The organism is Nonlabens sp. (assembly GCF_965660805.1).
Taxonomy (GTDB): Bacteria; Bacteroidota; Bacteroidia; order Flavobacteriales; family Flavobacteriaceae; genus Nonlabens.
Genome location: NZ_CBFIBE010000009.1, coordinates 21,816 through 45,626, shown reverse-complemented (window position 1 = coordinate 45,626; position 23,811 = coordinate 21,816). Strand labels below are relative to the sequence as shown.

Annotated in this window: 24 protein-coding genes; 10 read left to right on the top strand and 14 right to left on the bottom strand. The window is 37.1% G+C overall.

Annotated features, from left to right (window positions below; translation table 11 throughout):
- The first annotated feature begins 34 nt into the window (after positions 1-34).
- Positions 35-736 carry an ABC transporter ATP-binding protein gene (locus tag ACTF48_RS04095; RefSeq protein WP_438961870.1) on the top strand — a complete coding sequence of 234 codons (702 nt, stop codon included), beginning with the start codon at positions 35-37 and terminating at the stop codon, positions 734-736.
- A complete protein-coding gene (locus ACTF48_RS04090; RefSeq protein ID WP_438961869.1) occupies positions 724-894 on the top strand; it encodes a hypothetical protein in 171 nt (56 codons plus the stop codon). The genes ACTF48_RS04095 and ACTF48_RS04090 overlap by 13 nt, the downstream gene beginning before the upstream one ends.
- 262 nt (positions 895-1,156) lie before the next feature.
- On the opposite strand, the gene rimO is transcribed toward ACTF48_RS04090, so the two are convergent.
- Positions 1,157-2,461, bottom strand: a complete 1,305-nt coding sequence (gene rimO / locus ACTF48_RS04085; protein ID WP_438961868.1) for a 30S ribosomal protein S12 methylthiotransferase RimO — start codon at positions 2,459-2,461, stop codon at positions 1,157-1,159.
- A gap of 130 nt (positions 2,462-2,591) precedes the next feature.
- Here rimO and ACTF48_RS04080 point away from each other — a divergent pair, with 130 nt between their 5' ends.
- Both ACTF48_RS04080 and ACTF48_RS04075 read left to right on the top strand, forming a co-directional pair.
- Entirely contained in the window at positions 2,592-3,293 is a 702-nt protein-coding gene (locus ACTF48_RS04080; RefSeq protein WP_438961867.1) for a class I SAM-dependent methyltransferase, read from the top strand.
- Complete coding sequence (locus ACTF48_RS04075; RefSeq protein WP_438961866.1) at positions 3,290-3,994, top strand: VanW family protein; 705 nt, start codon at positions 3,290-3,292, stop codon at positions 3,992-3,994. Before ACTF48_RS04080 ends, ACTF48_RS04075 begins: the two co-directional genes overlap by 4 nt.
- A gap of 68 nt (positions 3,995-4,062) precedes the next feature.
- Here the strand turns inward: ACTF48_RS04075 and ACTF48_RS04070 are convergent, their stop codons facing one another.
- The 8 genes from ACTF48_RS04070 to guaB form a co-directional block, all read right to left on the bottom strand.
- Positions 4,063-4,389, bottom strand: a complete 327-nt coding sequence (locus tag ACTF48_RS04070; RefSeq protein WP_438961865.1) for a hypothetical protein — start codon at positions 4,387-4,389, stop codon at positions 4,063-4,065.
- A 221-nt stretch (positions 4,390-4,610) separates the two neighbouring features.
- Entirely contained in the window at positions 4,611-5,564 is a 954-nt protein-coding gene (gene ftsY / locus ACTF48_RS04065; protein WP_438961864.1) for a signal recognition particle-docking protein FtsY, read from the bottom strand.
- Between the two features lie 168 nt (positions 5,565-5,732).
- The gene (locus ACTF48_RS04060) at positions 5,733-5,885 is read right to left on the bottom strand and encodes a DUF4295 domain-containing protein (protein WP_438961863.1); all 153 of its coding nucleotides are present in this window, start codon (positions 5,883-5,885) and stop codon (positions 5,733-5,735) included.
- 6 nt (positions 5,886-5,891) lie between these two features.
- Positions 5,892-6,074 (bottom strand): 50S ribosomal protein L33, encoded by a 183-nt coding sequence (rpmG, locus tag ACTF48_RS04055; RefSeq protein WP_339143222.1) that lies wholly within the window; start codon positions 6,072-6,074, stop codon positions 5,892-5,894.
- A gap of 19 nt (positions 6,075-6,093) precedes the next feature.
- A complete protein-coding gene (rpmB, locus tag ACTF48_RS04050) occupies positions 6,094-6,333 on the bottom strand; it encodes a 50S ribosomal protein L28 (RefSeq protein WP_438961862.1) in 240 nt (79 codons plus the stop codon).
- A 149-nt stretch (positions 6,334-6,482) separates the two neighbouring features.
- Positions 6,483-7,730, bottom strand: coding sequence for a competence/damage-inducible protein A (locus ACTF48_RS04045; RefSeq protein WP_438961861.1), 1,248 nt, complete (start codon positions 7,728-7,730; stop codon positions 6,483-6,485).
- 110 nt (positions 7,731-7,840) lie between these two features.
- Positions 7,841-8,455, bottom strand: a complete 615-nt coding sequence (locus ACTF48_RS04040; protein WP_438961860.1) for a fumarylacetoacetate hydrolase family protein — start codon at positions 8,453-8,455, stop codon at positions 7,841-7,843.
- A 3-nt stretch (positions 8,456-8,458) separates the two neighbouring features.
- Positions 8,459-9,931, bottom strand: a complete 1,473-nt coding sequence (gene guaB, locus ACTF48_RS04035) for an IMP dehydrogenase (protein WP_438961859.1) — start codon at positions 9,929-9,931, stop codon at positions 8,459-8,461.
- Positions 9,932-10,175: 244 nt separating this feature from the next.
- Between guaB and ACTF48_RS04030 the strand changes: the two genes are divergently transcribed.
- The gene (locus ACTF48_RS04030) at positions 10,176-12,392 is read left to right on the top strand and encodes a TonB-dependent receptor family protein (RefSeq protein ID WP_438961858.1); all 2,217 of its coding nucleotides are present in this window, start codon (positions 10,176-10,178) and stop codon (positions 12,390-12,392) included.
- 83 nt (positions 12,393-12,475) lie between these two features.
- Here the strand turns inward: ACTF48_RS04030 and ACTF48_RS04025 are convergent, their stop codons facing one another.
- Positions 12,476-13,273 (bottom strand): class I SAM-dependent methyltransferase, encoded by a 798-nt coding sequence (locus tag ACTF48_RS04025; protein WP_438961857.1) that lies wholly within the window; start codon positions 13,271-13,273, stop codon positions 12,476-12,478.
- 82 nt (positions 13,274-13,355) lie between these two features.
- Here ACTF48_RS04025 and ACTF48_RS04020 point away from each other — a divergent pair, with 82 nt between their 5' ends.
- From ACTF48_RS04020 to ACTF48_RS04005, 4 genes are all read left to right on the top strand, one after another.
- A complete protein-coding gene (locus ACTF48_RS04020) occupies positions 13,356-13,997 on the top strand; it encodes a flavin reductase family protein (protein ID WP_438961856.1) in 642 nt (213 codons plus the stop codon).
- A gap of 8 nt (positions 13,998-14,005) precedes the next feature.
- Positions 14,006-14,149 (top strand): DUF2256 domain-containing protein, encoded by a 144-nt coding sequence (locus ACTF48_RS04015; protein ID WP_438961855.1) that lies wholly within the window; start codon positions 14,006-14,008, stop codon positions 14,147-14,149.
- Between the two features lie 246 nt (positions 14,150-14,395).
- Positions 14,396-15,724: a DASH family cryptochrome gene (locus ACTF48_RS04010; protein ID WP_438961854.1), complete on the top strand. Its 1,329-nt coding sequence runs from the start codon at positions 14,396-14,398 to the stop codon at positions 15,722-15,724.
- Positions 15,725-15,906: 182 nt separating this feature from the next.
- The gene (locus ACTF48_RS04005) at positions 15,907-17,448 is read left to right on the top strand and encodes a cryptochrome/photolyase family protein (RefSeq protein WP_438961853.1); all 1,542 of its coding nucleotides are present in this window, start codon (positions 15,907-15,909) and stop codon (positions 17,446-17,448) included.
- Positions 17,449-17,632: 184 nt separating this feature from the next.
- Here the strand turns inward: ACTF48_RS04005 and ACTF48_RS04000 are convergent, their stop codons facing one another.
- Genes ACTF48_RS04000 through ACTF48_RS03985 form a run of 4 tightly spaced genes read right to left on the bottom strand, consistent with a single transcriptional unit; the run spans position 17,633 to position 23,049 of the window.
- Entirely contained in the window at positions 17,633-18,187 is a 555-nt protein-coding gene (locus ACTF48_RS04000; RefSeq protein WP_438961852.1) for a type 1 periplasmic binding fold superfamily protein, read from the bottom strand.
- 51 nt (positions 18,188-18,238) lie between these two features.
- The gene (locus tag ACTF48_RS03995) at positions 18,239-20,692 is read right to left on the bottom strand and encodes a TonB-dependent receptor (protein WP_438961851.1); all 2,454 of its coding nucleotides are present in this window, start codon (positions 20,690-20,692) and stop codon (positions 18,239-18,241) included.
- A gap of 43 nt (positions 20,693-20,735) precedes the next feature.
- The gene (locus ACTF48_RS03990) at positions 20,736-21,020 is read right to left on the bottom strand and encodes a hypothetical protein (protein ID WP_438961850.1); all 285 of its coding nucleotides are present in this window, start codon (positions 21,018-21,020) and stop codon (positions 20,736-20,738) included.
- 55 nt (positions 21,021-21,075) lie between these two features.
- Entirely contained in the window at positions 21,076-23,049 is a 1,974-nt protein-coding gene (locus ACTF48_RS03985; RefSeq protein ID WP_438961849.1) for a putative porin, read from the bottom strand.
- Between the two features lie 175 nt (positions 23,050-23,224).
- Here ACTF48_RS03985 and ACTF48_RS03980 point away from each other — a divergent pair, with 175 nt between their 5' ends.
- Positions 23,225-23,809: a ribonuclease HII gene (locus ACTF48_RS03980; RefSeq protein ID WP_438961848.1), complete on the top strand. Its 585-nt coding sequence runs from the start codon at positions 23,225-23,227 to the stop codon at positions 23,807-23,809.
- The last annotated feature ends 2 nt before the right edge of the window (positions 23,810-23,811 follow it).

Below are 23,811 nucleotides of genomic sequence, written 5' to 3'. Positions count from 1 at the left end.
ATGAGAAAGGCTACTAATTCTATATTTTTACCCTATGAGCGATAATGTAATAGATGTGCGCGGTATCGTGCGTAATTTTAAACTGGGACAAGAGGTTGTAAAGGTTCTCAAAGGGATAGACCTAGAAGTAAAACGTGGTGATTATGTGGCTCTTATGGGACCATCGGGTTCTGGAAAATCTACCTTGATGAATTTACTGGGCTGTCTGGATACACCGACTGCTGGTTCTTATAAACTGAACGGAACTGATGTTTCTAGCTTGAGCGATAATGAACTGGCCGATATTAGAAATACAGAAATAGGTTTTGTCTTTCAAACCTTTAACTTACTTCCTAGAACTACCGCTCTTGATAACGTGGCTTTACCTATGGTATATGCTGGGAAATCTAAAAAGGAACGCAACGCTCGTGCTACCGAGGTACTAGAAAGTGTAGGTCTAGGCGACCGTATGGATCACCAGCCTAATCAACTATCTGGTGGACAGCGACAGCGTGTTGCGGTAGGAAGAGCTCTGGTTAATAATCCATCCATTATCCTAGCCGATGAGCCTACAGGAAATCTAGATTCTAAAACTGGTATAGAAATTATGAGCCTCTTTGACCAGATTCATGCTGCTGGAAATACGGTGATCCTCGTAACGCATGAAGAGGAAATCGCTGAACATGCTCATAGAGTGATCCGTTTGCGCGATGGAATTATAGAAACTGATGTACGTAATAGACCATGGAAGGACTAAACAGCTATTCAGACTGGATTTATATAGGCGCAGTTGTGATTGCCTTTTTTATATTCTTATTATGGAATCGCAAAACACATGGACGTTCTAGAACTAAAGATCGTCGTAGTTTTAAACAACGCGTTGCAGAACGTAAGAAGGAAGAAAGAAAAAATTAAACTCTAAGTTTCAAGCTCCAAACCCAAGGTTTGAAACTCCAAATTCAAAATTTTCCCCTGTGGGGAAATATCCGCAGGACAATGGGGTTTTTAAGTTCTAAAATCACTTATTAACCATCTCTCTCAATTGCGCAGACAGGTTTACAAAAGAAATCACCGGAATATAAGAACAACAGTGTGTGAACTAAAAATTAATCCATGACTAGCACAACTACTTTTTAACGACTCCTGGACTGAGGACTAAAAGACTGAGCACTACAACCTACTCCACTGGAGTTCCATACAAATCAAAATCCTCTGCCTCTGTAATCTCAACATTTACAAAAGATCCCACAGATAGATAATGTTTTTCTGCATCTATCAACACTTCATTATCCACATCTGGGCTATCAAACTCGGTACGACCTATAAAATAGTTACCACGTTTGCGATCTATAATCACTTTAAAAGTTTGACCTATTTTAAGCTGGTTCAATTCCCAAGAAATTTGAGATTGAATTTCCATAATCTCATTAGCACGTTCTTGTTTCACCTCTTCAGGGACATCATCTTCTAACTTATAAGCATGTGTATTCTCCTCATGCGAGTACGTAAAACATCCCATGCGTTCAAAACGCTGGTCTTTTACCCATTGCTTTAAGATTTGAAAATCCTCTTCAGTTTCTCCAGGATATCCCACGATTAAGGTGGTGCGTATGGCCATTTCAGGAACAGTAGCTCTAAAATCTGCTAGTAAGGCATTTGTTTTTTCAAAAGTCGTTCCACGTCTCATGGATTTTAACACAGGTGTAGAGATATGTTGCAATGGAATATCTAGATAATTACACACCTTAGGTTCAGATTTCATTACCTCAAGCACATCCATAGGAAAACCAGTAGGGAATGCATAATGCATACGGATCCACTCTATTCCTTCCACTTTAGCAAGTTCTCTTAACAGATCTGCTAAGCGGCGTTTTTTATATAAATCAAGACCATAATAAGTCAAATCCTGTGCAATAAGAATGAGTTCTTTCACACCATTTGCGGCAAGTTTTTCAGCCTCAATGATTAGGTTTTCTATAGGCGTACTTTTATGACCACCACGCATTAATGGAATGGCACAAAAAGAACAAGGTCTATCACAACCTTCGGCTATTTTAAAATAGGCATAATTCTTAGGAGTCGTAGTAACTCGTTCCCCTATGAGTTCATGCTTATAATCTGCACCTAGGGCTTTGAGAAGTGATGGCAACTCTGTCGTACCAAAATACTGATCCACAACTGGAATCTCCTTTTGAAGATCTGGCTTATATCGTTCAGATAAACAACCTGACACAAAAACTTGATCCACTTCACCTCTATTCTTACGTTCTACAAAATCTAGAATCGTGTTTACAGATTCCTCTTTAGCATTATCTATAAAACCGCAGGTATTGATCACCACGACATTTCCTTCTTCTTCATGGACCACGTCTTTGCCACTGGCTTTCAGTTGTCCCATTAACACCTCACTATCGTAGACATTCTTAGAACATCCTAGGGTGATGACATTAATTCTATTCTTTTTTCTTGATTTTGTTCTCATAAGCGGCTGCAAATTTACGACTTAGAGTGGTTAAAATGATTGTTTTTATCTCGCTTTCGCGAAAGCGTATATACCAGCACCTAAAACAAGCCTACAGAATTTAAAGTGGTTTCCCTAACTTTACGGTAACTTGCACCCTAACACCTCGCTAAGAATGGAGCAAAATGAGAACGTATCCTACTATAATAAAATAGCCAGAACCTATGATTCTTCAAGGTTTAACAACTCTTATGGTGATTTTATTCACAAGCAAGAGCTGGCATTTTTTAATAGCTATGTTAAAAAACAGGATATAAAGGAACACCTAGATCTAGGATGTGGTACTGGTAGGTTTTTAGAATATGCACATTATGGTGTAGATCCTAGTAAGGAGATGCTAGCCGTAGCTCAAGAAAAATATCCACAAAAAGAATTAAAAATAGCCAGTGGAACTTCTACAGGATGGAACGACCAGCAATTTGAAAAAATTTACTCTTTTCATGTGATCATGCATTTAGATCGTGAAGTTATAAAAGATATTATTAAAGAATCCCACCGACTTTTAAAAACTAATGGCAACCTTATTTTTGATTTCCCATCACACAAGAGGAGAAAACTCATCCATTATAAAGCTGCTACCTGGCATGGAGCTACCAGTCTGGATATACAGGATGTGGAAAAACTAGCCGGCGACTTATTTACAGTAAGTTATTCTCGTGGTTTTCTATTCTTGCCCATTCATAAATTTCCAGTAAAGATACGATCCTGGTTTTATGGAATTGATCAATTGTTATGTCGTAGCTTTTTAAAATCATACAGCAGTTATATAGCCGTAATTTTAAAAAAGAAATGATACGAAAACTGCTTCCAAAATCCTTAAAAATAAAATGGCAACTTTATAAACGAGCCCAAAGAGATCGACGTAGTGGTTTTTCAAAATTACTAGCTCAAAAAAAGAGTTTCACTAACGGATTCACACATTCTATTACTATTACACAACCTATTAAAAATAATACTGGAGCTGTAAACAAGGTTCATAATATTAAACTTGCTTTTCAACATATAGAAAGGTTAATTATTGCTCCAGGAGAAACATTTTCTTACTGGAACAGTATTCCGGCACCTATTGCAAAAAATGGATTTAAAAAAGGACGCAATCTACTGGCTGGAAAATTACAAGAAGATTATGGTGGTGGTTTGTGCCAGTTATCTGGTATGCTCTACATTGCTTTGTTACGCGCTGGTGTAGAAATCGTAGAACGACACCATCATTCCATAGACATTTATACAGACCTGAATCGCTACACACCATTAGGCAGCGATGCCACCGTCGTTTATGGTTACAAAGATTTGCGTTTTAGAAATAATTTGAATCAACAGATTGCTTTTCAAATGTACTTTAAAGAAAATGAGCTCGATCTTCACTTAATAAGTGACAAACCCATAAAAGAAAAAGAAATAAGCTGGCATCTCACTTCTACTAACACTTATAAAACGGTTGAAACTAGAAATAGTAAGGGAACGGTTATAGCAGTCTCTAGGTATCAAGTTTAAGTTTAAGTTTAAAAATAGTTCGTTCTACATTTGTAACAATTTATACGACATTTAAAAAACAAATAGGTCTAACTATTAATAAACGCAACAATATCCTCAAAAAAGAATCTCGTATAAAGTGATAAAGCAATGCAAGCTACGGTTACTATCCAAAAGTACTTCTTAGTCAGGATCATGATTAGACAAATACACAACATGAACAAATGTAAACCTGCCACCACGAAGATAGGGATCTGGTACTCATCAAGAACTGTAGGCTCGGTAGCTTGAGCATCAAAAAAAGTTTTGGCAATAACGGTTATAATGTGAAATGCGGCATAAATAGCCACAAACTTAGTCATGATAACTAGACTCTTTGAACTGAAAAGTTCTGGTTTTTTAGATATGTCTCTCAAGGTGTTAGTATTTAGTTATATGCCTTAGGCATTTTGTAGCACTTGGTTCCAGTTTGAATGGAATCTATTTATTGAACTAAAGGAATGTTTTTTTCTAGAAGGAGTTTATTCATTTGAATGCTTTTGCGAAAACTTACTAACTCCACTATAAAAGATACAAAAAAACTCCTAGACCTAGATTGATCTAGTACTAAGAGTTATAAACTGTTTATGTGATAATTTTAGTTAAAAAAACTATCGACAAATTCTACTTTATTAAAGACCTGTAAATCATCCATGCCTTCACCTACGCCTATGTAGCGCACTGGAATCTGAAACTGATCTGAAATACCGATGACCACACCACCTTTTGCAGTACCATCGAGTTTAGTAACAGCTAGCGAGCTTACCTCAGTAGCTGCGGTGAACTGTTTTGCTTGCTCAAAGGCGTTCTGACCAGTAGAGCCGTCTAACACGAGCATAACGTCGTGTGGTGCGTCTGGAATGATTTTTTGCATCACTCTTTTTACTTTAGTCAGCTCATTCATGAGGTTGACTTTATTATGCAAACGACCTGCGGTATCGAGCAGCACCACATCAGCCTTTTGAGCAACGGCACTTTGTAAGGTATCAAATGCAACACTTGCAGGATCACTTCCCATAGCCTGCTTGACAATTTCAACATCCACACGATCTGCCCATATTTGCAATTGATCTACTGCAGCAGCCCTAAAAGTATCTCCTGCACCTAGCACTACTTTTAAACCTTTTTGCTTGAACTGATGTGCTAGTTTACCTATGGTGGTCGTCTTTCCTACGCCATTTACTCCTACTACCATAATAACATAAGGTCCATCCTTTTGCGGGATAGTAAAATCTGTAGCATCGCCATAGTTCACCTCACTGAGTAATCCAGCGATTTCATCTCTTAAGATAGCATTAAGTTCTGTGGTTCCTAGATATTTATCTTTTGCAACACGCTCTTCTATACGATCTATCACTTTAATAGTAGTAGCGACACCTACATCACTAGAAATGAGTACATCTTCTAAATCATCTAGCACATCTGCATCTACCGTAGATTTTCCTGCGACAGCTTTACCCAGTTTATCAAGAAAAGAAGTTTTAGTCTTTTCAAGACCTTTATCTAAGGTCTCTTTTTTCTCTTTTGAAAATATCTTTTTAAAAAAACTCATTATAGTTAGTAAATAATTCTTGCAAAGTTAGTGATATACGAGCGATTATATAAATCATGCTCTATTCTAGGTCAATTAGTACGCCATATTAAGAACACTGCCAAATGGTCCATAAAAAAACCGCTCTACTTAAGCAGAGCGGTTTTTTATAATCTTAACTAACCAACTTTATTTCTTATTCAAGAAATCCTTTACTAATTCTGGCGCCATAATAGCACTCACAAATGTGTATGCACCTGATTTAGGTGACTTCACCATCTTGATGGCTTTAGTTAATCTCTTTGACCCAGTTTGTAGGGTTGCTACTGATTTCTTTGCCATGTCTTATTATTTTATTTCTTTATGAACTGTCATACGCTTTAAGATCGGGTTGAATTTTTTAATTTCCAAACGATCTGGCGTGTTCTTTTTATTCTTAGTCGTGATGTAACGAGAAGTTCCTGGTTGCCCAGACTCTTTGTGCTCTGTACATTCAAGGATTACTTGAATTCTATTTCCTTTCTTTGCCATCTTCTAGTGTCTTAATAGATTACTTAGTAAGAATCCCATTTTCACGGGATTTTTTCATTACCGCAGTAATACCTAATTTATTGATGTTTTTTATCGCCTTAGCAGATACTTTAAGCGTAATCCACTTATCCTCTTCAGGAAGGTAGAAACGCTTTGTAAAAAGATTCACGTTGAATCTACGTTTAGTCTTATTCATAGCGTGAGAAACATTGTTTCCTGACATCGCTCTCTTACCTGTAAGTTCACAAACTCGTGACATGATTATCTGTGTTTAAAATCGGACTGCAAAATAACAAATATTAATTCAATCTCACAAGCCTAAAACAAGGGCTTTTTTATAAAAGTTTTTTTTAAGTAATTTAAAGCGCTTTAAAAAGCCCACAAACCCTTATCATATGGGCAAAAAAGCTATAATTCAATTAATTCCTTTTGAAGGAGTTCTAGAGCTTTATTAATACTTTTTTGAACCACTCGTTCTCTATGATTCCCCATCATAAAGTGCAAGCCATATACTTTTAAAGGTGTGGCAATCCCTATATATACTGTTCCTACTGGCGCATCACTATCTCCTTGAGTAGGACCTGCGTTTCCTGTAGTTGCAATAGCAAAGTCTGACTTAAACTTTTTTCTTACTTGCGCTGCCATTTGAACCGCTACTTGTTCACTTACCACACTGTATTTTTCTATAACTACAGGATCTATACTCAATATATCTACTTTAGACTGTGTAGCATAAGTAACTGTACTACCTTTAAAAACTTGAGAAGCTCCTGGGATTTCTGTGATCAAGCTTGCTATCTTACCGCCGGTACAACTCTCTGCGGTAGCAACGGTTTTATGTTTCTCTTTTAATAATTGAACGACAGAATGGACTAGACTTTCATCATTACTTTCACCTATGATAACATCGTTTATCAAGGCATAAAGCGCCTTAATTTGCTGATCTACTGTTTTTAGGATAAAACCTTTATCTGTTCCACGAGAAGACAACCTCAACCTTACCGTTCCTAAGCTAGGTAAATATGCTAGTTTGATATGGGATGGTAAATTATTTTCCCATTCCTCTATTCTAGTAGCAATAGTGCTTTCTCCCTGACCTGCCGTTAAAATCGTGCGATGATGGATAAAATTTAAATTACCTACTTCTTTAATACGTGGTAACACACGATCAGTCATCAATGATTTCATCTCAAACGGTACACCTGGCATAGAAACAAATATGGTTTCATCTTCTTGAATCCACATTCCTGGTGCGGTTCCATAAGCGTTCATGAGCACTTGTGCTTTTTTAGGAACAAGCGCTTGATCTTTATTCATATCCACCATGGGCGCTTTAACATACTCTTTAAAAAGCATAATTACATGATCTAGAACCTCTTGATTAAGCTCTAGTTCATCGTTAAAAAACTCACAGATGGTCTTTTTAGTTATATCATCTTTAGTGGGACCTAATCCACCTGTTATTAAAACGATATCTGATTGTTGTTTCGCTTTCGCGAAAGCAGATAGAATATGCTCACGTTCATCACTTATAGACAGTATTTCATAAACATGAACTCCTATTTTATTCAATTCTCGAGCCATCCATGCAGAGTTTGTATCCACGATCTGACCTATAAGAATCTCATCTCCTATAGTAATTATAGTTGCTTGCATGTAATGGCTATTTATATGTAAAAATATCTGTCATTAAAACTCCCCATAACTTTTATGAATTCTAGAGGCTCAACTGAATATTCAATTATTATTTTACAAAAGTGAATCTCTTACTTGACTTTAATACTGAATATTTCTCTACCTGAGAGCATTCCTTTTAAAACATCATTCTCTTCTACCTTTGAAACCCCAGCAGGTGTACCTGTAAATATAAGATCACCTATCTTGAGTGTAAAATATTTAGAAACATGCTCTATGATTTCATCAATATTAAATAGCATGTGGCTGGTATTACCGCTTTGTTGCAAGGTATCATTTTTATAAAGTTCAAAGGAGAGCTTATTTAAATCACCTAGATCTTCTTTTTTTATAAAGTCTCTAGACACTACACTTGCTCCATCAAAGGACTTTGCCTTTTCCCATGGCAGTCCTTTTTCTTTACAACGTTGTTGCACATCACGGGCTGTAAAATCTATCCCTAGACCTATTTCATCATAATATTTATGTGCAAATTTCTTGTCTATATGCTTACCTATGCGATTGATACGCACTACAACTTCAACCTCATGATGGACATCATTTGAAAACGACGGAATAAAAAACGGCTGCTTGTGCAGTAAAATTGAGGTATCTGGCTTTAAGAACACAACCGGTTCTTCTGGACGTTCATTTTGCAACTCAGCAATATGATCTGAATAGTTGCGTCCTATGCATATTATTTTCATAATCTAGCGGCTGTAGTTAGGAGCTTCTTTAGTAATAGTAACGTCATGAGGATGACTCTCCATCATTCCGGCATTAGTAATTTTAATAAACTGACCCGTTTCTTTTAAGGTCTCTATGTCTTTTGCACCGCAGTAGCCCATTCCAGCCCTTAATCCACCTATAAATTGAGTCATACTTTCTACAAGGTCTCCTTTATAAGGAACACGACCTACTATTCCTTCTGGAACCAGTTTTTTAATGTCATCTTCTACATCTTGAAAATAACGATCTTTAGAACCATGCTGCATAGCCTCTACAGATCCCATGCCGCGATAGGACTTAAATTTACGACCGTCATATATAATGGTTTCTCCAGGTGACTCAGTTGTTCCTGCTAGCATGGAGCCTAGCATCACAGAATCTGCTCCAGCGGCAATAGCTTTAGGAATATCACCAGTGTAACGTATACCACCATCAGCAATTACCGGAACTCCTGTTCCTTTAAGAGCATGTGCCGCCTCCATAATTGCACTTAGTTGAGGAAAACCTACTCCTGCTACTACTCTAGTCGTACAAATAGAACCAGGTCCTATTCCTACTTTAACAGCATCGGCACCAGCATCGGCAAGGTATTTTGCAGCTGCTGCTGTTGCTACATTACCTACTACGACATCTAACTGAGGAAAAGCTGCTTTCACTTGTTTTAACACATCTACCACTCCTTTAGTATGACCATGAGCAGTATCTATCACCACGGCATCTACACCAGCAGCAACAAGAGCTCCTGCTCTATCTACTGCATCTCCTGTAACTCCTATGGCAGCAGCTACACGCAATCTACCATACTGATCTTTATTTGCATTAGGCTGTAGAGTGAGCTTAGTAATATCTCTAAATGTAATTAAACCTTCTAATTTACCTTCATCATCAACTACGAGTAATTTTTCAATTTTATGTTCTTGAAGTATGATCTCTGCTTCTTGCAGTGAGGTACCAGCTTTAGCGGTTACTAATTTTTCTGAGGTCATAACCTCAACAACAGATCGAGAGTTGTCGTTTTCAAATCGCAAATCGCGATTAGTAATAATTCCTTTTATAAACCCTTTACCATCTACTATAGGAATACCACCTATACTGTGTTCTCTCATACTAGCTTTAGCATCACCTATGGTAGCAGACTCAGTAAGCGTTACAGGATCTATAATCATCCCACTTTCTGCACGTTTTACACGTCTTACTTTTTGTGCTTGTGCCTCAATAGACATGTTTTTATGCAGTATACCTATCCCGCCTTCTTGAGCCATGGCAATAGCCATGCGGCTTTCTGTCACAGTGTCCATTGCGGCACTTATAACTGGCAAATTAAGTGTAATATTTTTAGTAAACTTAGTTTTAATACATACTTCTCGTGGCAATACTGCGCTATACGCAGGTACTAGAAGGACATCATCATAGGTTAAACCTTCACCTAGAAATTTAGAATTATGGGAGATCATGCAATAGAATTTTATTGCATGCAAATATACATTATTTAATTAGTCTCTATTACCCCATAAAATCACAAACTTTTAGACGTTTTGTAAATTATTTAGAACTATTCTTAATAAGTTATCCTAATAACATCGCTACACAGTATCAAAAAAATCGATTAACAAAATAGTTGTTTATTTTTATTTAATCTAAATAAGGTTTTAGTTTTGCAGGCGTAAAATCAATATTATTTATATTAAGTCTAAATAAATGCAGAAAATATCTTTAGTTTTAATCAGTTTATTTTGTTTCGCTTTCGCGCAAGCGCAACAACCACAACCTACAGCACAAGATTCTATCAACAATTTATCGGTCATACTCTTGCGTCCATCTTCCGTATTCGGTAGTAAATATGAAGCTACAAACAGAACAGGTAGTTCTTATTATATGTCAAAACAGGACTTATCTAAATTTAATTATACCGATGTAAATAGAGCCCTATTGAGCATTCCTGGTGTAAATATCACAGAAGAAGATGGCTATGGATTAAGACCTAATATCTCCTTAAGAGGAACACAAGCAGAGCGTTCTTCAAAAATAACACTCATGGAAGATGGCGTGCTTATCGCTCCAGCGCCATATAGTGCGCCAGCAGCTTATTACTTTCCTAACGTGGCACGCATGGAAGCTATAGAGGTCCTTAAAGGAAGTAGCCAGGTGCAATATGGACCGTTCACTACTGGTGGTGCGATCAACTTTGTTTCTAGCAGTATAAGCAATGAACTAGAAGGATACGCCAGACTTAACGTAGGGAACTATAATAGTAAACAAACAGAATTGCGCATCAGTGATAGTTCTGATCGTTTCGGTTATGTAGCAGAGTTTTTAAACTTTAATGCAGATGGTTTTAAAGCACTTGATGGTGGAGGGAACACTGGTTTTGACCGTAATGATTATTCTGGTAAATTTCGTTACAACAGTGCTGCCAGTGCTAAGGTTTACCAGTCATTAACCTTAAAACTGCAATTTAGTGAAGGTGTTGATAATGAAACCTATCTAGGTCTTGCTGATGATGATTTTAAAGTTAATCCATACAGGCGTTATCTCGCTAGCGCCGTAGATCGTATAGATACAGAGCATGATCAGATACAGTTGACTCATGTCATCCAGCCAGTAAAGAATGTGATCGTTACCACTACGGCTTACTCTAATAACTTTGCACGTAACTGGTATAAACTAAATGATGTTGATACTGGAAACGGAAAAGTAGGTATAGCAGCTATTCTAGATGACCCAACCACCTTTGCAGACGAGTACAATGCCATGGCGAGTGGCAATGATACTAGCGCAGATGTTTTTCTAGTAAAAGCAAACAATAGAGTTTACTATTCTCGCGGAGTTCAAACTAAGGCAAACATCAGTTTTGGTAGTAAAGTGCTAAGTGACTTAGAAATAGGTTTACGCTATCACACAGATCAAGAAGATCGTTTTCAATGGGTAGATACTTATGGAATCACAAATGGTAGATTAGCACTGAATACTCCAGGAACACCAGGAACTGATGCTAATCGGGTGAGTGATGCTCGTTCTATTGCCGCTCATGCGCTCTATAAAGCAAACTTCGGGAAATGGACCGTCACTCCAGGAATAAGATATGAAGACATTAACCTTACTCGTGATAATTACGGCAGTAACGATGTAGCAAGAACAGGTGTAGATCTAAGTTCTAGAGAAAATAATGTACAGGTATGGATTCCTGGTGTAGGAGCTCATTATAAAGTACATCGTGATTTATCATTTTTCGGTGGTGTGCATAAAGGGTTTTCGCCGCCTGGCAGTGCACCAGATGTAAAGGAAGAAGAAAGCATCAACTATGAATTAGGAACCAGGTTTCTATTCAAGGGAATAAGAGGTGAAATAACGGGTTTCTTTAATGATTACAGTAACTTACTGGGCAGTGATCTAGCTGCAAGCGGTGGTGGCGGCACAACAGATATGTTCAATGCTGGAGAAGTGAACGTGGGCGGAATAGAACTCGCTGTTACCTATGATTTTATGGAAGATAAAACAGAATGGTCTTTCCCATTAACTTTTAATTACACTTATACAAACACAAGTTTCCAAAACGCATTTGACAGCGACGTTTACGGTACTGTAAACATAGGTGATGAAATACCATATATAGCAAAGCACCAGTGGAACATTATTGCTGGAATTTCTCATGGTAAATGGGATTTTAACACAAATGCTCGTTTTGTAGGTGCCATGCGCACACAAGCCGGAACTGGAACTATCGCAGCTGCCGATAGAGTAGATAGCAATTTCATCATAGATGCCTCTGCTAGATATAAGATAAATGATCACCTAACACTTACCGCAAATATGATTAATCTTTTAGATGCTGAGTATGCGGTTTCTAGACAGCCAGCTGGTTTGAGACCAGGACATCCTTTTGGTATCAATACAGGACTTATTGCGAGATTTTAAGAATTTAAAACGCGAGCTAGTGTACTAAAAAAATCAAATTACTTTCCCCTAAAAATGCCTAACCTCATAAGTTGGGCATTTTTTTATGCCTTACTCGCGAGCACCTCAAAAATCATAGGATATAATCCGTCTTTGAGGTAATACAATTCATCTGGACCTTGCTCCATATTAGGAAACACATTATAAGGACTTCCATCATGCTCAGCTACTCGATTAATTTTTAAACCTGCATCGATCAGCGACTGTATGACCTCGCTCAAGCTATGATTCCAGCCATATTCTTTGGAAATCATAGTAGATGTATCATCACCATAAGTTCCTTCATACTCATCATAAATAGCCTCTTCTTGAGCATAATGATATTTCATTTGAGGTGGAGAAACGGTATAATCATACATCCAGGCGATGGGATGAAACTCTACTATATAAAAAATACCGCCTGGTTTTAATCGCTCTGCGATCATTTGTGCCCACGGTTTTAAATCAGGCAACCAGCCTATAGTTCCATAGCTTGTAAAAACGATATCAAACTGTTCCTGAACATATTGCGAGGTGTCGAGTACATTACAACAAACAAATTGAGCTGGTAATTCTAAATCGCCACTTAATCGTCTAGCTAGTTGAATAGCTTCATCACTTATATCTACTCCAGTAACCACAGCTCCTTTATGTACCCAGCTTAGTGAATCCTGTCCAAAATGACACTGCAAGTGCAACATGGATTTACCAGTAACATCTCCTAGGGCTTTTAGTTCATAAGGGTTTAGTGAGTTTTTCGCTTTCGCGAAAGCGTGCTTATCATAAAAATCGCTTTCATAATGAACCGCCGTTTTCTTATTCCAGGTATCCTTATTTAAATCAAATGCTTTCTGTAAATCCATGTAGCAATTTAGCAAAGTTTAAACAATATAAAGCTGAGCTGGTGAAAATTTTGTTTTAACTTTGGGTCAAATAATTAAACAAATGAAACATATTGATATTGCTCAAATTAATGACATGGACCGCTTTTACCGCGGTAATCTTATCAATAGTGTGACCGGTTATAAAAGTGCAAATCTACTTGCTACACGTTCTAAAGATGGAGTGGATAATGTCGCTGTATTTAGCAGTTTAACACATTTAGGTAGCAATCCAGCCATGTTTAGTTTTGTCCAGCGCCCACTGGGTTATGGAGTAGGACATACTTATGAAAACCTAAAAGCAACTGGGAAAATCACGCTCAATCATATGAATATAGATTTAGTTCATCGTGCTCATCAGTCCAGCGCAAAATACACGACTGAAGTCTCTGAATTTGATATTTTAGATATTGAAAAAGAAATTAAGAATGGGTTCCACGCACCATTTGTAAAAGAATCAAATATCCAGATTGCTGCTGAGTATGTGAACGAGTATTTTCTTGAAGAGAATAACTGCATACTGGTTATATGTAAAATCACAGACATCTTTTTACCTGAAACAGCCTTACAAGATGACGGCTTTATAAACCTAAGCAAAGCCCAATCCATGACCATTAACGGGTTAGACGCTTATGCCACCGCTCACATAGAGCAACGATTAAGTTATGCTCAAGTAGATAAAGAATTAGAACAATTACAATACTAATTTACTAAATGAGACACAAGGCAAGAAACCAGCATGACTTACCTGTTAAAATATGTCCTGAATGCAACCGTGAATTTACCTGGCGCAAAAAATGGGAGAAAAACTGGGAAAACGTAAAGTATTGTAGTAAAAAATGTAGCGGAAAGAAATGAGGTATGAGGTATGAGGTGATTTGCAAAATGTCAGTTTAAGTAACAAGGGAAAAACATGATTATAACCCAATGTTTTCAACGATCGAGAAACACCAAGCCCACTTGAGCAGTAGCACATAAAAAGAACGTCGTAAAATGACATAATAATTCATAACGGCAAAATTTACTCTAATAGCTAGCTAGCGAAACGATTAAGACTATAAGAATCTAGAGCCGTTGATAAACGGCTTGATAAAATTAATTATAATGAACAACCTCGTCTGGTTTAGAAATGATTTAAGAATACAGGATAACCACTCTTTAAAGTCTGCTTGTGATCAAGAAGGTGATGTGATTGCGGTTTACTTCTTTGACCCTAGATTTTATAATAAAAGTGATTTTGATCTAGATATAAATGTAACCTTGCCGTTTGGTAAAACGGGTAAATACAGAGCTCAATTTATCAGAGAAGCAATTGCCGATTTAAAAGCTGGATTAGAAGAACATGGTATTCCTTTACTGGTTTTTAATGATCGTCCAGAAAATGTAATTCCTAGGCTAGTTCAAGAATATGATATTACAGACATCTATTTACAAAAAGAGTGGACTCGTGATGAAGTAGAACAAGAAAACGCACTTGGTAAAGCTTTAAGTGAACTAGAAAACAAACCTCAAGGCCATCGCGTTTATGACCAGTTTCTTTTTCATCCCGATGATGTTCCTTTTGAAAACTGGAAGCAAATCCCTAGAGTTTTTACAGAATTCCGTAAAAAGTGTGAAAAGCAAAGTGAAGTAAGAGATATCGTAGACATTGCTGGCTATAAACAAGATATCCTTAAAGTTGAAGAAACAGAAATCCCTACCTTACCAGAATTAGGACTAGAAACCTTTACAAAAGATACTCGCAGTGCTTTTCCATGGACAGGTGGAGAGATAAGTGCTTGGGAACGCCTGGACCATTATTTTTGGGAAACAGAAAAACTCAAATTTTACAAAAAAACAAGAAACGGTTTAGTAGGTATAGATTACAGCAGTAAATTCAGTGCGTGGTTATCCATAGGCTCTATAAGTGCCAGACAAATCTACTGGGAAGTAAAACGTTTTGAAAAAGAAATCAAGAAAAATCAAGATACCTACTTGCTCATATTTGAACTGATTTGGCGAGATTTCTTTAAATATGTTTCTTTAAAACATCACAATGATATCTTTAAAATCGGTGGAATTCTTCATAAAGATTATGAATGGAAATCTAGCGAGCGAGAACTCAAAAAATGGATCAATGGAGAAACGCATGAACCATTTGTGAATGCAAACATGAAAGAACTTGCCGCTACAGGATGGATGAGTAATCGTGGAAGACAGAATGTAGCCAGTTACTGGTCCATGCATAAAGAACAAGACTGGCGCATAGGCGCGGCCTATTTTGAACACATACTCATAGATTATGATGTGCATTCTAACTATGGCAACTGGATGTATAATAGCGGCGTGGGAAATGATCCTAGAAACAGAACTTTTAACATACAACTACAAGCCAGTCGCTATGATGGTGATGGAAAGTTCCAGCGATTATGGTTGCAGGAAGGATTGTTTTGAGAATATGGTATGTGGAGTTTAGATGTTAGAATTTAAAAAATAGATTGCTTTATCGTGCAAACTTCGTTTAAAATAGACCTTGATTTTTGGGTTGAAGATTTGAGGATTAAAGTTTAAACCCTACAAATACCTAAAAAAATAAAGAAGAGCCATCTTATAACGACCGGCACATTAAAAAAAATATGAAAACACTACGACTTATACTAGGAGATCAATTGAATCATAAACATTCATGGTTTGATGGCGATCAAGAAAATATTATTTATTTCATGGCCGAAATGCGTCAAGAAACAGATTATGTTACCCATCACATACAGAAAGTGGTGGCCTTTTTTATGGCCATGCGCAGTTTTAACGATTGGATAAATAGTCGTGGCTGGAAATCAATTTACTATCATCTAGACCATAAGGAAAATGAGCAGGATTTAGTTAAAAACCTGAATCAGATTATACAGGAACATGAGATTAAAAAATTTGAATACCTCGCACCAGATGAGTGGCGACTGGATCAACAACTTAAAGAATTCTGCACATCTGTAGATATAGAGTGGCAAGGTTATGATACTGAGCACTTTTTTACTAAAAGAAAAGATGTAGCAAAGTTCTTTGACGGTAAAAAAAGGATGACTATGGAATACTTTTACCGTGATATGCGCAAGAAGCACGCTATCATGGTAGACATAGACGGCGAACCAGAAGGTGGCAAGTGGAACTATGACCACAACAACCGCAACCAGTGGAAAGGTGAAACTGAAATACCGCACGAGCTAGGTTTTAGAAAAGATGTTAGTGAGATCGTTAAACTTCTTGAAAAAGAAAATGTAAAAACCATAGGTCGCATCGATAAGAAAAACTTCAACTGGCCTACGACTCGACAAGATGGACTGGATGTTTTAAACTATTTCTGCGAGCATTTATTGGTTGAATTTGGCACTTATCAAGATGCCATGCACACAGATCAAGTTTACCTCTACCATTCCAGACTCAGTTTTGCTATGAATAGTAAACTACTCAGTCCTCGTGAAGTGATAGAGGCTGTTTTAGTACGCTTTCGCGAAAGCGAGAAAGAAAAAATAGATATCTCTCAAGTAGAAGGCTTTATAAGACAAATACTGGGATGGCGAGAGTTTATGCGAGGTATTTACTGGAAAGAAATGCCTAATTATCAAACTCAAAATCAACTGGATAACCAAAATTCATTACCTGAATTTTACTGGACTGGTGAGACTAAAATGAACTGCCTGAGTCATGCGATTCATAACTCACTGGATCATGCTTATGCACATCACATACAGCGCTTAATGGTCACTGGAAACTATGCGCTACTTACCATGACTGAACCTAGTTATGTAGATGAATGGTATCTAGGAATTTATATCGATGCCATAGAATGGGTGGAGATAACTAATACACGAGGAATGTCACAATGGGCAGATGGCGGCATCGTTGCGACTAAACCTTATGTCTCCAGCGGTAGTTATATCAACAAGATGAGTAATTACTGTAAAGACTGCGCGTACAAGGTCACAAAGAAAAATGCTGAAGTTGATGCGTGCCCATTTAACTCGTTATACTGGAACTTTCTGGATGAGAAAAAAGAACATTTTGAGAGTAACCACCGTATGGGAATGATGATGAACTTGCTCAAAAAAATGGATCCTATAAAGCTAGACGCCCATAAAAAAAGAGCTCAAGATGTCATTAAGAATCCTACTCAGTATTAATAAAACGACACCTAAACTAAAAAAAGGCTGCCATAAAAGTTGTTATTAGTATCATTTATTAGATTCAACCTGTTTTAAAAACCAATGATATTTCATGGCTTTAAATGACAACAAGTTCAGTCACATAATGAATTAACGACTTTTAAGCAGCCTTTCTATGGATACAACAGTAGTATTTATAGGGCTATTGCACGGTTACATTTTCAAAGGTAACCTCAACATCAGTCTCTCCACCAGCATTTGCAAGTGTACCATTATTAGGTTTCATAGGCTCGTGACGCAGTACTATCGTTAAAGCTCCAGAGCCAGTGTTTCCTGTTTGAAAAGTAGTCATCAACCCTAGTGGATTGCCGTTAAGGTCATTATCATCTTTAGAAACACTTAAGTCAGTGATGCTGGTTACATAAAACACTTCATGCTCATCTCCTTCTTCTTCTACCTCTTCTGTAATATTCTCTGCTGGAGTTTCTAACTCATTTAAGAATTTAACGGTACCACTATAAGTAGCATTTGCCATAAAAGTTCCATTAACTGTATTTACTGGTTCATTAGGTCCATCACCATCATTATCTACAGATAAGAAAGTAACCACATTACCAGTATCGGCAGTGTTTGTTAACTCTAACTCTACTGTTGTAATAACCTCTTCCTCATTAACTTGTACTGGATCGTCATCATCACAAGAGATAAATACAGCTGCGGTTGCTAGAATTGCTAGGGTTTTAATCGTTGTTTTCATAGTTGTTTTTTCATTGTTATTTTTTTCATTGTTACTGTTGTTTCATTGTTTTTAAATGTGATATATAAATTGTAATTGAACATCGCGCCCTATATCATCGGCATAGAAACGCTGTCTGTTTAGGGCATTGCGATAATTAGTATTAAATAAGTTGTTTATGGTTAAGCTTAATTCTGCTTTTACAAAAGCGTAACTCATACCAGCATTCCATAAACTATACGCTGCTGGAGTTTGAGATATCCTTACTCTAGCCTCTTCAAAACCACCTGAGTCAAGAGGGACATTCACGGAGAAATCGTTATCAGGGAATCGCGTTTGTTGCCATACGGTTTGATTTGAAACTTTCAGGTCTAGTCCTGAATGAAGAGCGTTAAACCAAGTGAGCGTATTATTAAATTGTGCTGGCGGCATGTCTATAAGTGGCTCATCATCTCTAATATTAGTACCGTGTATATAAGAGAAATTTGAAGAAAGGTTAAAGCGCTTTGTGACACTATAATCTATTTCTAATGGATCTGCTTGTGGTAAGGGTTTCTTTATCCAGAAATCATAACTAGCACTAACATCTATTCCGTAGAGTCGTGCGTCCAGCTGTTCATACTGATACACGACAAAATCACCTCTCGTGGTGGTTTCAATGTTAGTAGGTACTAATTGCACAAAATCATTTACAAAATTAATATAAGGATTCACCTCTACGTCTAGCGTACCTTTTTGAATATGGAAAGTGGTATTAAGTTTATAGGACTGCTCCTTATTTAAATCCAGCCTACCTAACTCTATGGTAGCCAGTGCATGATGTAAACCTTCACTAAACAATTCACTGGGATTAGGAGCTCGATTTGCAGTACTTAGATTAAGAGCTATATCATAGTGATCATTAAAAAAGTATTTACTTCCTACTGTAAAGGCAAATAAATCATAATCAAGGACTGGATTTGTTAATATTTGGGTTCCTCTGGACGCTACTTCAAATTGCGGAAACTGCTGGTCATAACCCAGCGCATCCCAGCGGCTCTGTCTGTAAAACTTTTTAGCATCTATATGATAGCGGTCATAGCGCATACCGGCATCCATCAACCAGTTTTCTTTAAGTTCATGTGTAGCACTAGCATATAGCCCAGTTTTAAAAGCACTATAGTCAGGAATTAAACGACGTACACCTGTGTCTGGATTAGGCGTGTTTACTTGATACATCCCATCTACCCCTAAGTTAATAGTTGTTTTATCGTATCTATCTATTAATAAGTTTGCCGCTGCAATATGAGTTTGTAAGTCTATATCTAGTGAGGCACGACCAGCATTTGCACCTCTTCTTATATCATACTCTTTACGATTGTTCCATTGAAAACTATAATCAAATTCCAGTTTCCCTAAAGCAGCAAAACGTTTAAAAGCTCCTAGCTGTAGGCTGTGGTGATTCACCTCTTGACGTGGTGCATCTATAGCATAAGTAAAATCGTTAACTACGGTAGGAATTCCAGTATTAATACTATTTACCAGATCTGCTGTATTACCTATATGCGAGGCTCGCAAAATCCCTAGAGCCGATTTATAAAATGTATATTTTAAATGTGCTCCGTATTCAAAACTTTTAAACCCTAGACCTAAATTCATTGCAGCAGTTTCACTGCCTGTATTACTCAACACATAATCTGGCGACTCAAAATCTCCTAGTCTTTTATAAGTAGCTGTTGCTTGTTGATACCATCCTGATTTGCGATAATTATTAATAGTTCCCGTAATAGAGCCACCACGACCATTAGACTGCAACTGACTGATAATGGATCCTTTTAAAGTGTCTTGTGAGATAACTCTTGCTGGCTCTATAATAATGGTTCCACCTACGGCGTCTCCACCATATCTTAAGGCTGTTGCGCCTTTAACCACTTGAATACTATGTGCAGTATTTACATCTATATTAGGTGCATGCTCGATTCCCCATTCCTGATCTTGCTGTCGCATACCATCATTTACAATAGCTACTCGACTTCCATAAAGCCCATGAACTATAGGTTTTACTACGCTATTACCCGTTTTTAAAGCATTTACTCCAGGTACACTAGCCAGTGCATCTCCTAGGGTTGCGCCACTATAGCTTGCTATGGTTTCTTGATGAATACGAGTAGCAGACTGGCTGCTGTTATGATCATCGTGTACATCGGCAATGACTTGAACGGCTTGCAAATCTTCTACGTGATGTTCTAACAGAACTTCTATTTTCTGTGAACGATTTACTTCTAAGGTCACTAATTTAGGTTCACAATCTATGTGTGAAATTCTGATGGTATAAATTCCAGCACAAAGTAGTTCTATCTTAAAATAGCCCTGATCATTGGTCGTAAATGTTTGTTGTAAAGGCTCCACATAAACTTGTGCTAGTGCTAGTTTACTGTTATCGTGGAAATCTTTTACAGTACCTTCTAGTGTATAGGTACAGTTTTGTGCGGTCGTTTTTAACGCTATAACAAGCATCAAAACTAACCACATATAATGTGATTTCATCTTGTTGAATTAACTGTTTATCTAATTAAAAAAAGCAATAAGATTATACAGCTGGCGGCGGCCTTATGGAAAGATGTGAGGTTATTGAATACGCTTTTGCAAAAGCGTGGTAGTTATAATTCTCCTGTTTCAATACAGGAATTTGAATATATGAAACAGCCACTGCTGTAGCTGGAACTTCATAAGAAGTAGACTGTATGTCGTGCGCAAGCATGCAAATATCACAACTATGAGCACTGTCATCATGCTCTAACTCATGCAACACAGAAACTTGAACCATTACAAAAATGGCCAATAGTAAACGCGATATGAAGGTCTTACTTTTCACTAATCCAAAGTTAGTCTTACTTTTTGAAAGTAAATCTAAATATAAATATAAAAGTTTATAAAAAGAAATTCCATACAACACCAAAACGAAGCGTAAAATCACGGTAAGGTGTTCTGGGCGCACTGAAGTAATCGTCTCCACTAGCGAGGAGCTGACTAAGGTGTTCTAGTTTTAAAAAGATACGAGTTTGTCGCACCTTAGCATTTACAAATAGATCAACCATAGGAAAAGCGCCTAACTCCTCATCAGTTTGCACGATAAACTCGCCTAGCACTGGATCATAAGCGTCCATAAAATAGGGGTCAAAATATTTTACCGTTAGACCGGTTTGTAATAAAAGAGCCTTCTTAAATAAACGATCTTTAAAATAAAAGGAATTACGAGTGGTAAAAGTGGGAACGTTAATAATATTATCAGCTTGACCTACATTTTGAAACATAATGGTATTATCTAGACCAAATTTCCCGAATTTAATATCCTTATGAGCTTTTATCTTTAAGTAGGTAATATCTTCTGTAAACTGCTGTGGTGTTGCATTATACCCAGTAACTTCATTATCAGAATTTAAGACCTGGTTTTGCCCAAAATATAGATGATCTTGAATCGTAGTAAAGGTAACGTCTAGATCTAGGTATTTATCAGACTGGGCACTGAAAGTGAACTGTTGTTTTTCAATATTACTAAAACTGTTTTGCCAGTTATAATTTACATAATCGCTCTGAAAAAGCTGATAATTAAAATCTGGAGCTCTTGAGCTTAAGGCTAGTCCAGCCTGGATTTTTATATTCTTAAAATTATAACTAGCAGCACCATTTAAATACTGACCATCTAAATCTCCTGCAATATTTACTCCTAGGTTTGCGTTCACATCAAATTTACCGATGCGCTTTTCAAATGCTCCTTTAAATTGATATACTTCTCCTTTTAACCTATTAGTTATAAAATTATTGGCTCCTAAATCAAGGACTCTATTGTATCCATAATTATATACCTGTCTAGCAACTCCAGCTTTAAAAAAACCTAAAATATAGTGATCATAAGTCATTCCTACTTCTAGAGCGCCTTGTTCTAAGTCTGTTTGATCTTTTAGATTTGAATTTACGTAGGAATCTCCTAGAAAATCACTGGATGCGGTAGGTTCTTCAAAACGGTACAGTTTATCCTCATAAAAGGCTGTATTATAGACTCGAGCACTATAGAAAGAAGTAGAATCTTGATGTCCTAATATTTCATAATCATGATTAAGGTAATATCTTTTACCATCTAGTAAACTGCTGGCATCTGTCAGGTTAGGTTCTAGGCGACCTCTATCTTGCAAGTCTTCATTACCGGTAATAAATCCTTCAAGGGATTCTGGCTCTAAGCCACCATTCTCTTGGTTAAACAAATCTTGAAAAGTAGTATGAAGTCTTAAGCGGTAACGATTATTTTTAGAAACGTAGTGAGTCGTAAATTTAAAATTACCAGTACTTGTTAAGGTATTTACATAATTTCCAGCACTACGCATTCCTTTATAGGAAATCGAAATATTTAATTCTGGAGATATATTAGTGGTAAAAAGAGCGTCCAGCTGCTGGCCTTGATTAACTACTGTTTTAAAATATAATTCAGTAAGTGGTGTGGGCACATGGTAATCATAAACATCATCTACTTCTAAATAATTAAAATGCCTACCGCGAGCACCCATGCGTGGCATTAAGATTTCTAGATCAAAGTTTTTACCTAGACTATTATAAGGTCTTCCTATATTTTGAAAAGGCATTAATTCAAAATCATCCCGACGCAGGTAATTATATTTATAATCCTTACCCATGGTAAGAGTAGTATCTACAAAGGTTGTATCACGACGCTGTGAAATGATTAAATAATCTGTAATGGGTGGTTTTTCTCCTTCTACTGTTAGATCTTTTTCTTTACCGAATTGTGGTCTACCGTTATTCAGTCCTTGATTCCCATTTTGTGTAGGCGTGAGCACTTGAGTGCTCGCCCATAATGGTATTAATAAAAAAAGTAAAATGTATTTATTCATGTGCATAGCTGCTCAAGGCTTCAAAAGTAAACATAATAACGGTTTTATCTCACCGGTATTATTAAAAAGGGGAAACGCTTTATCCTAAACTTGAATCACTAGTTACAGAACCCAAAGTTCAAGTACTCACAACTCTCCACAGTTTAATTCACCAACTAAATCACTAATTTTGTGCATGCTGTTACATAAAATCCATCCAGAACTTATAGAATGCGGCACTGATGAAGCAGGGCGTGGCTGTCTTTGTGGACCAGTAACGGCCGCTGCTGTTATTTTACCAGCTAACTTTAAAAGTGAGCTGTTAGATGATAGTAAGAAGCTTTCGCGAAAGCGTAGATATGAACTGCGCACCGTTATAGAAAAACATGCTCTTGCTTACCATGTTTCTCATGTAATGATGGAAACCATAGATAAGATTAATATTCTTAACGCAAGTATTCTCGCCATGCATCAAGCTATAGATGGTCTATCCCTAAGACCTGAACATATAGCGGTAGATGGTAATCGCTTTAAAGACTTTAAAGACATTCCAGCCACTACGGTAGTTAAAGGCGATGGGAAATACTTGCACATCGCTGCGGCATCAGTACTAGCTAAAACCTATAGGGATGATTATATGGAGCAAATCGCGCAAGAATTCCCGCAGTATGACTGGCACAAAAATCAAGGCTACCCTACACTTAAGCATCGAGATGCTATAAGAAAACATGGAACTACACCTTATCACAGAATGAGTTTTAAGTTACTACAGGGCAGTTAAAA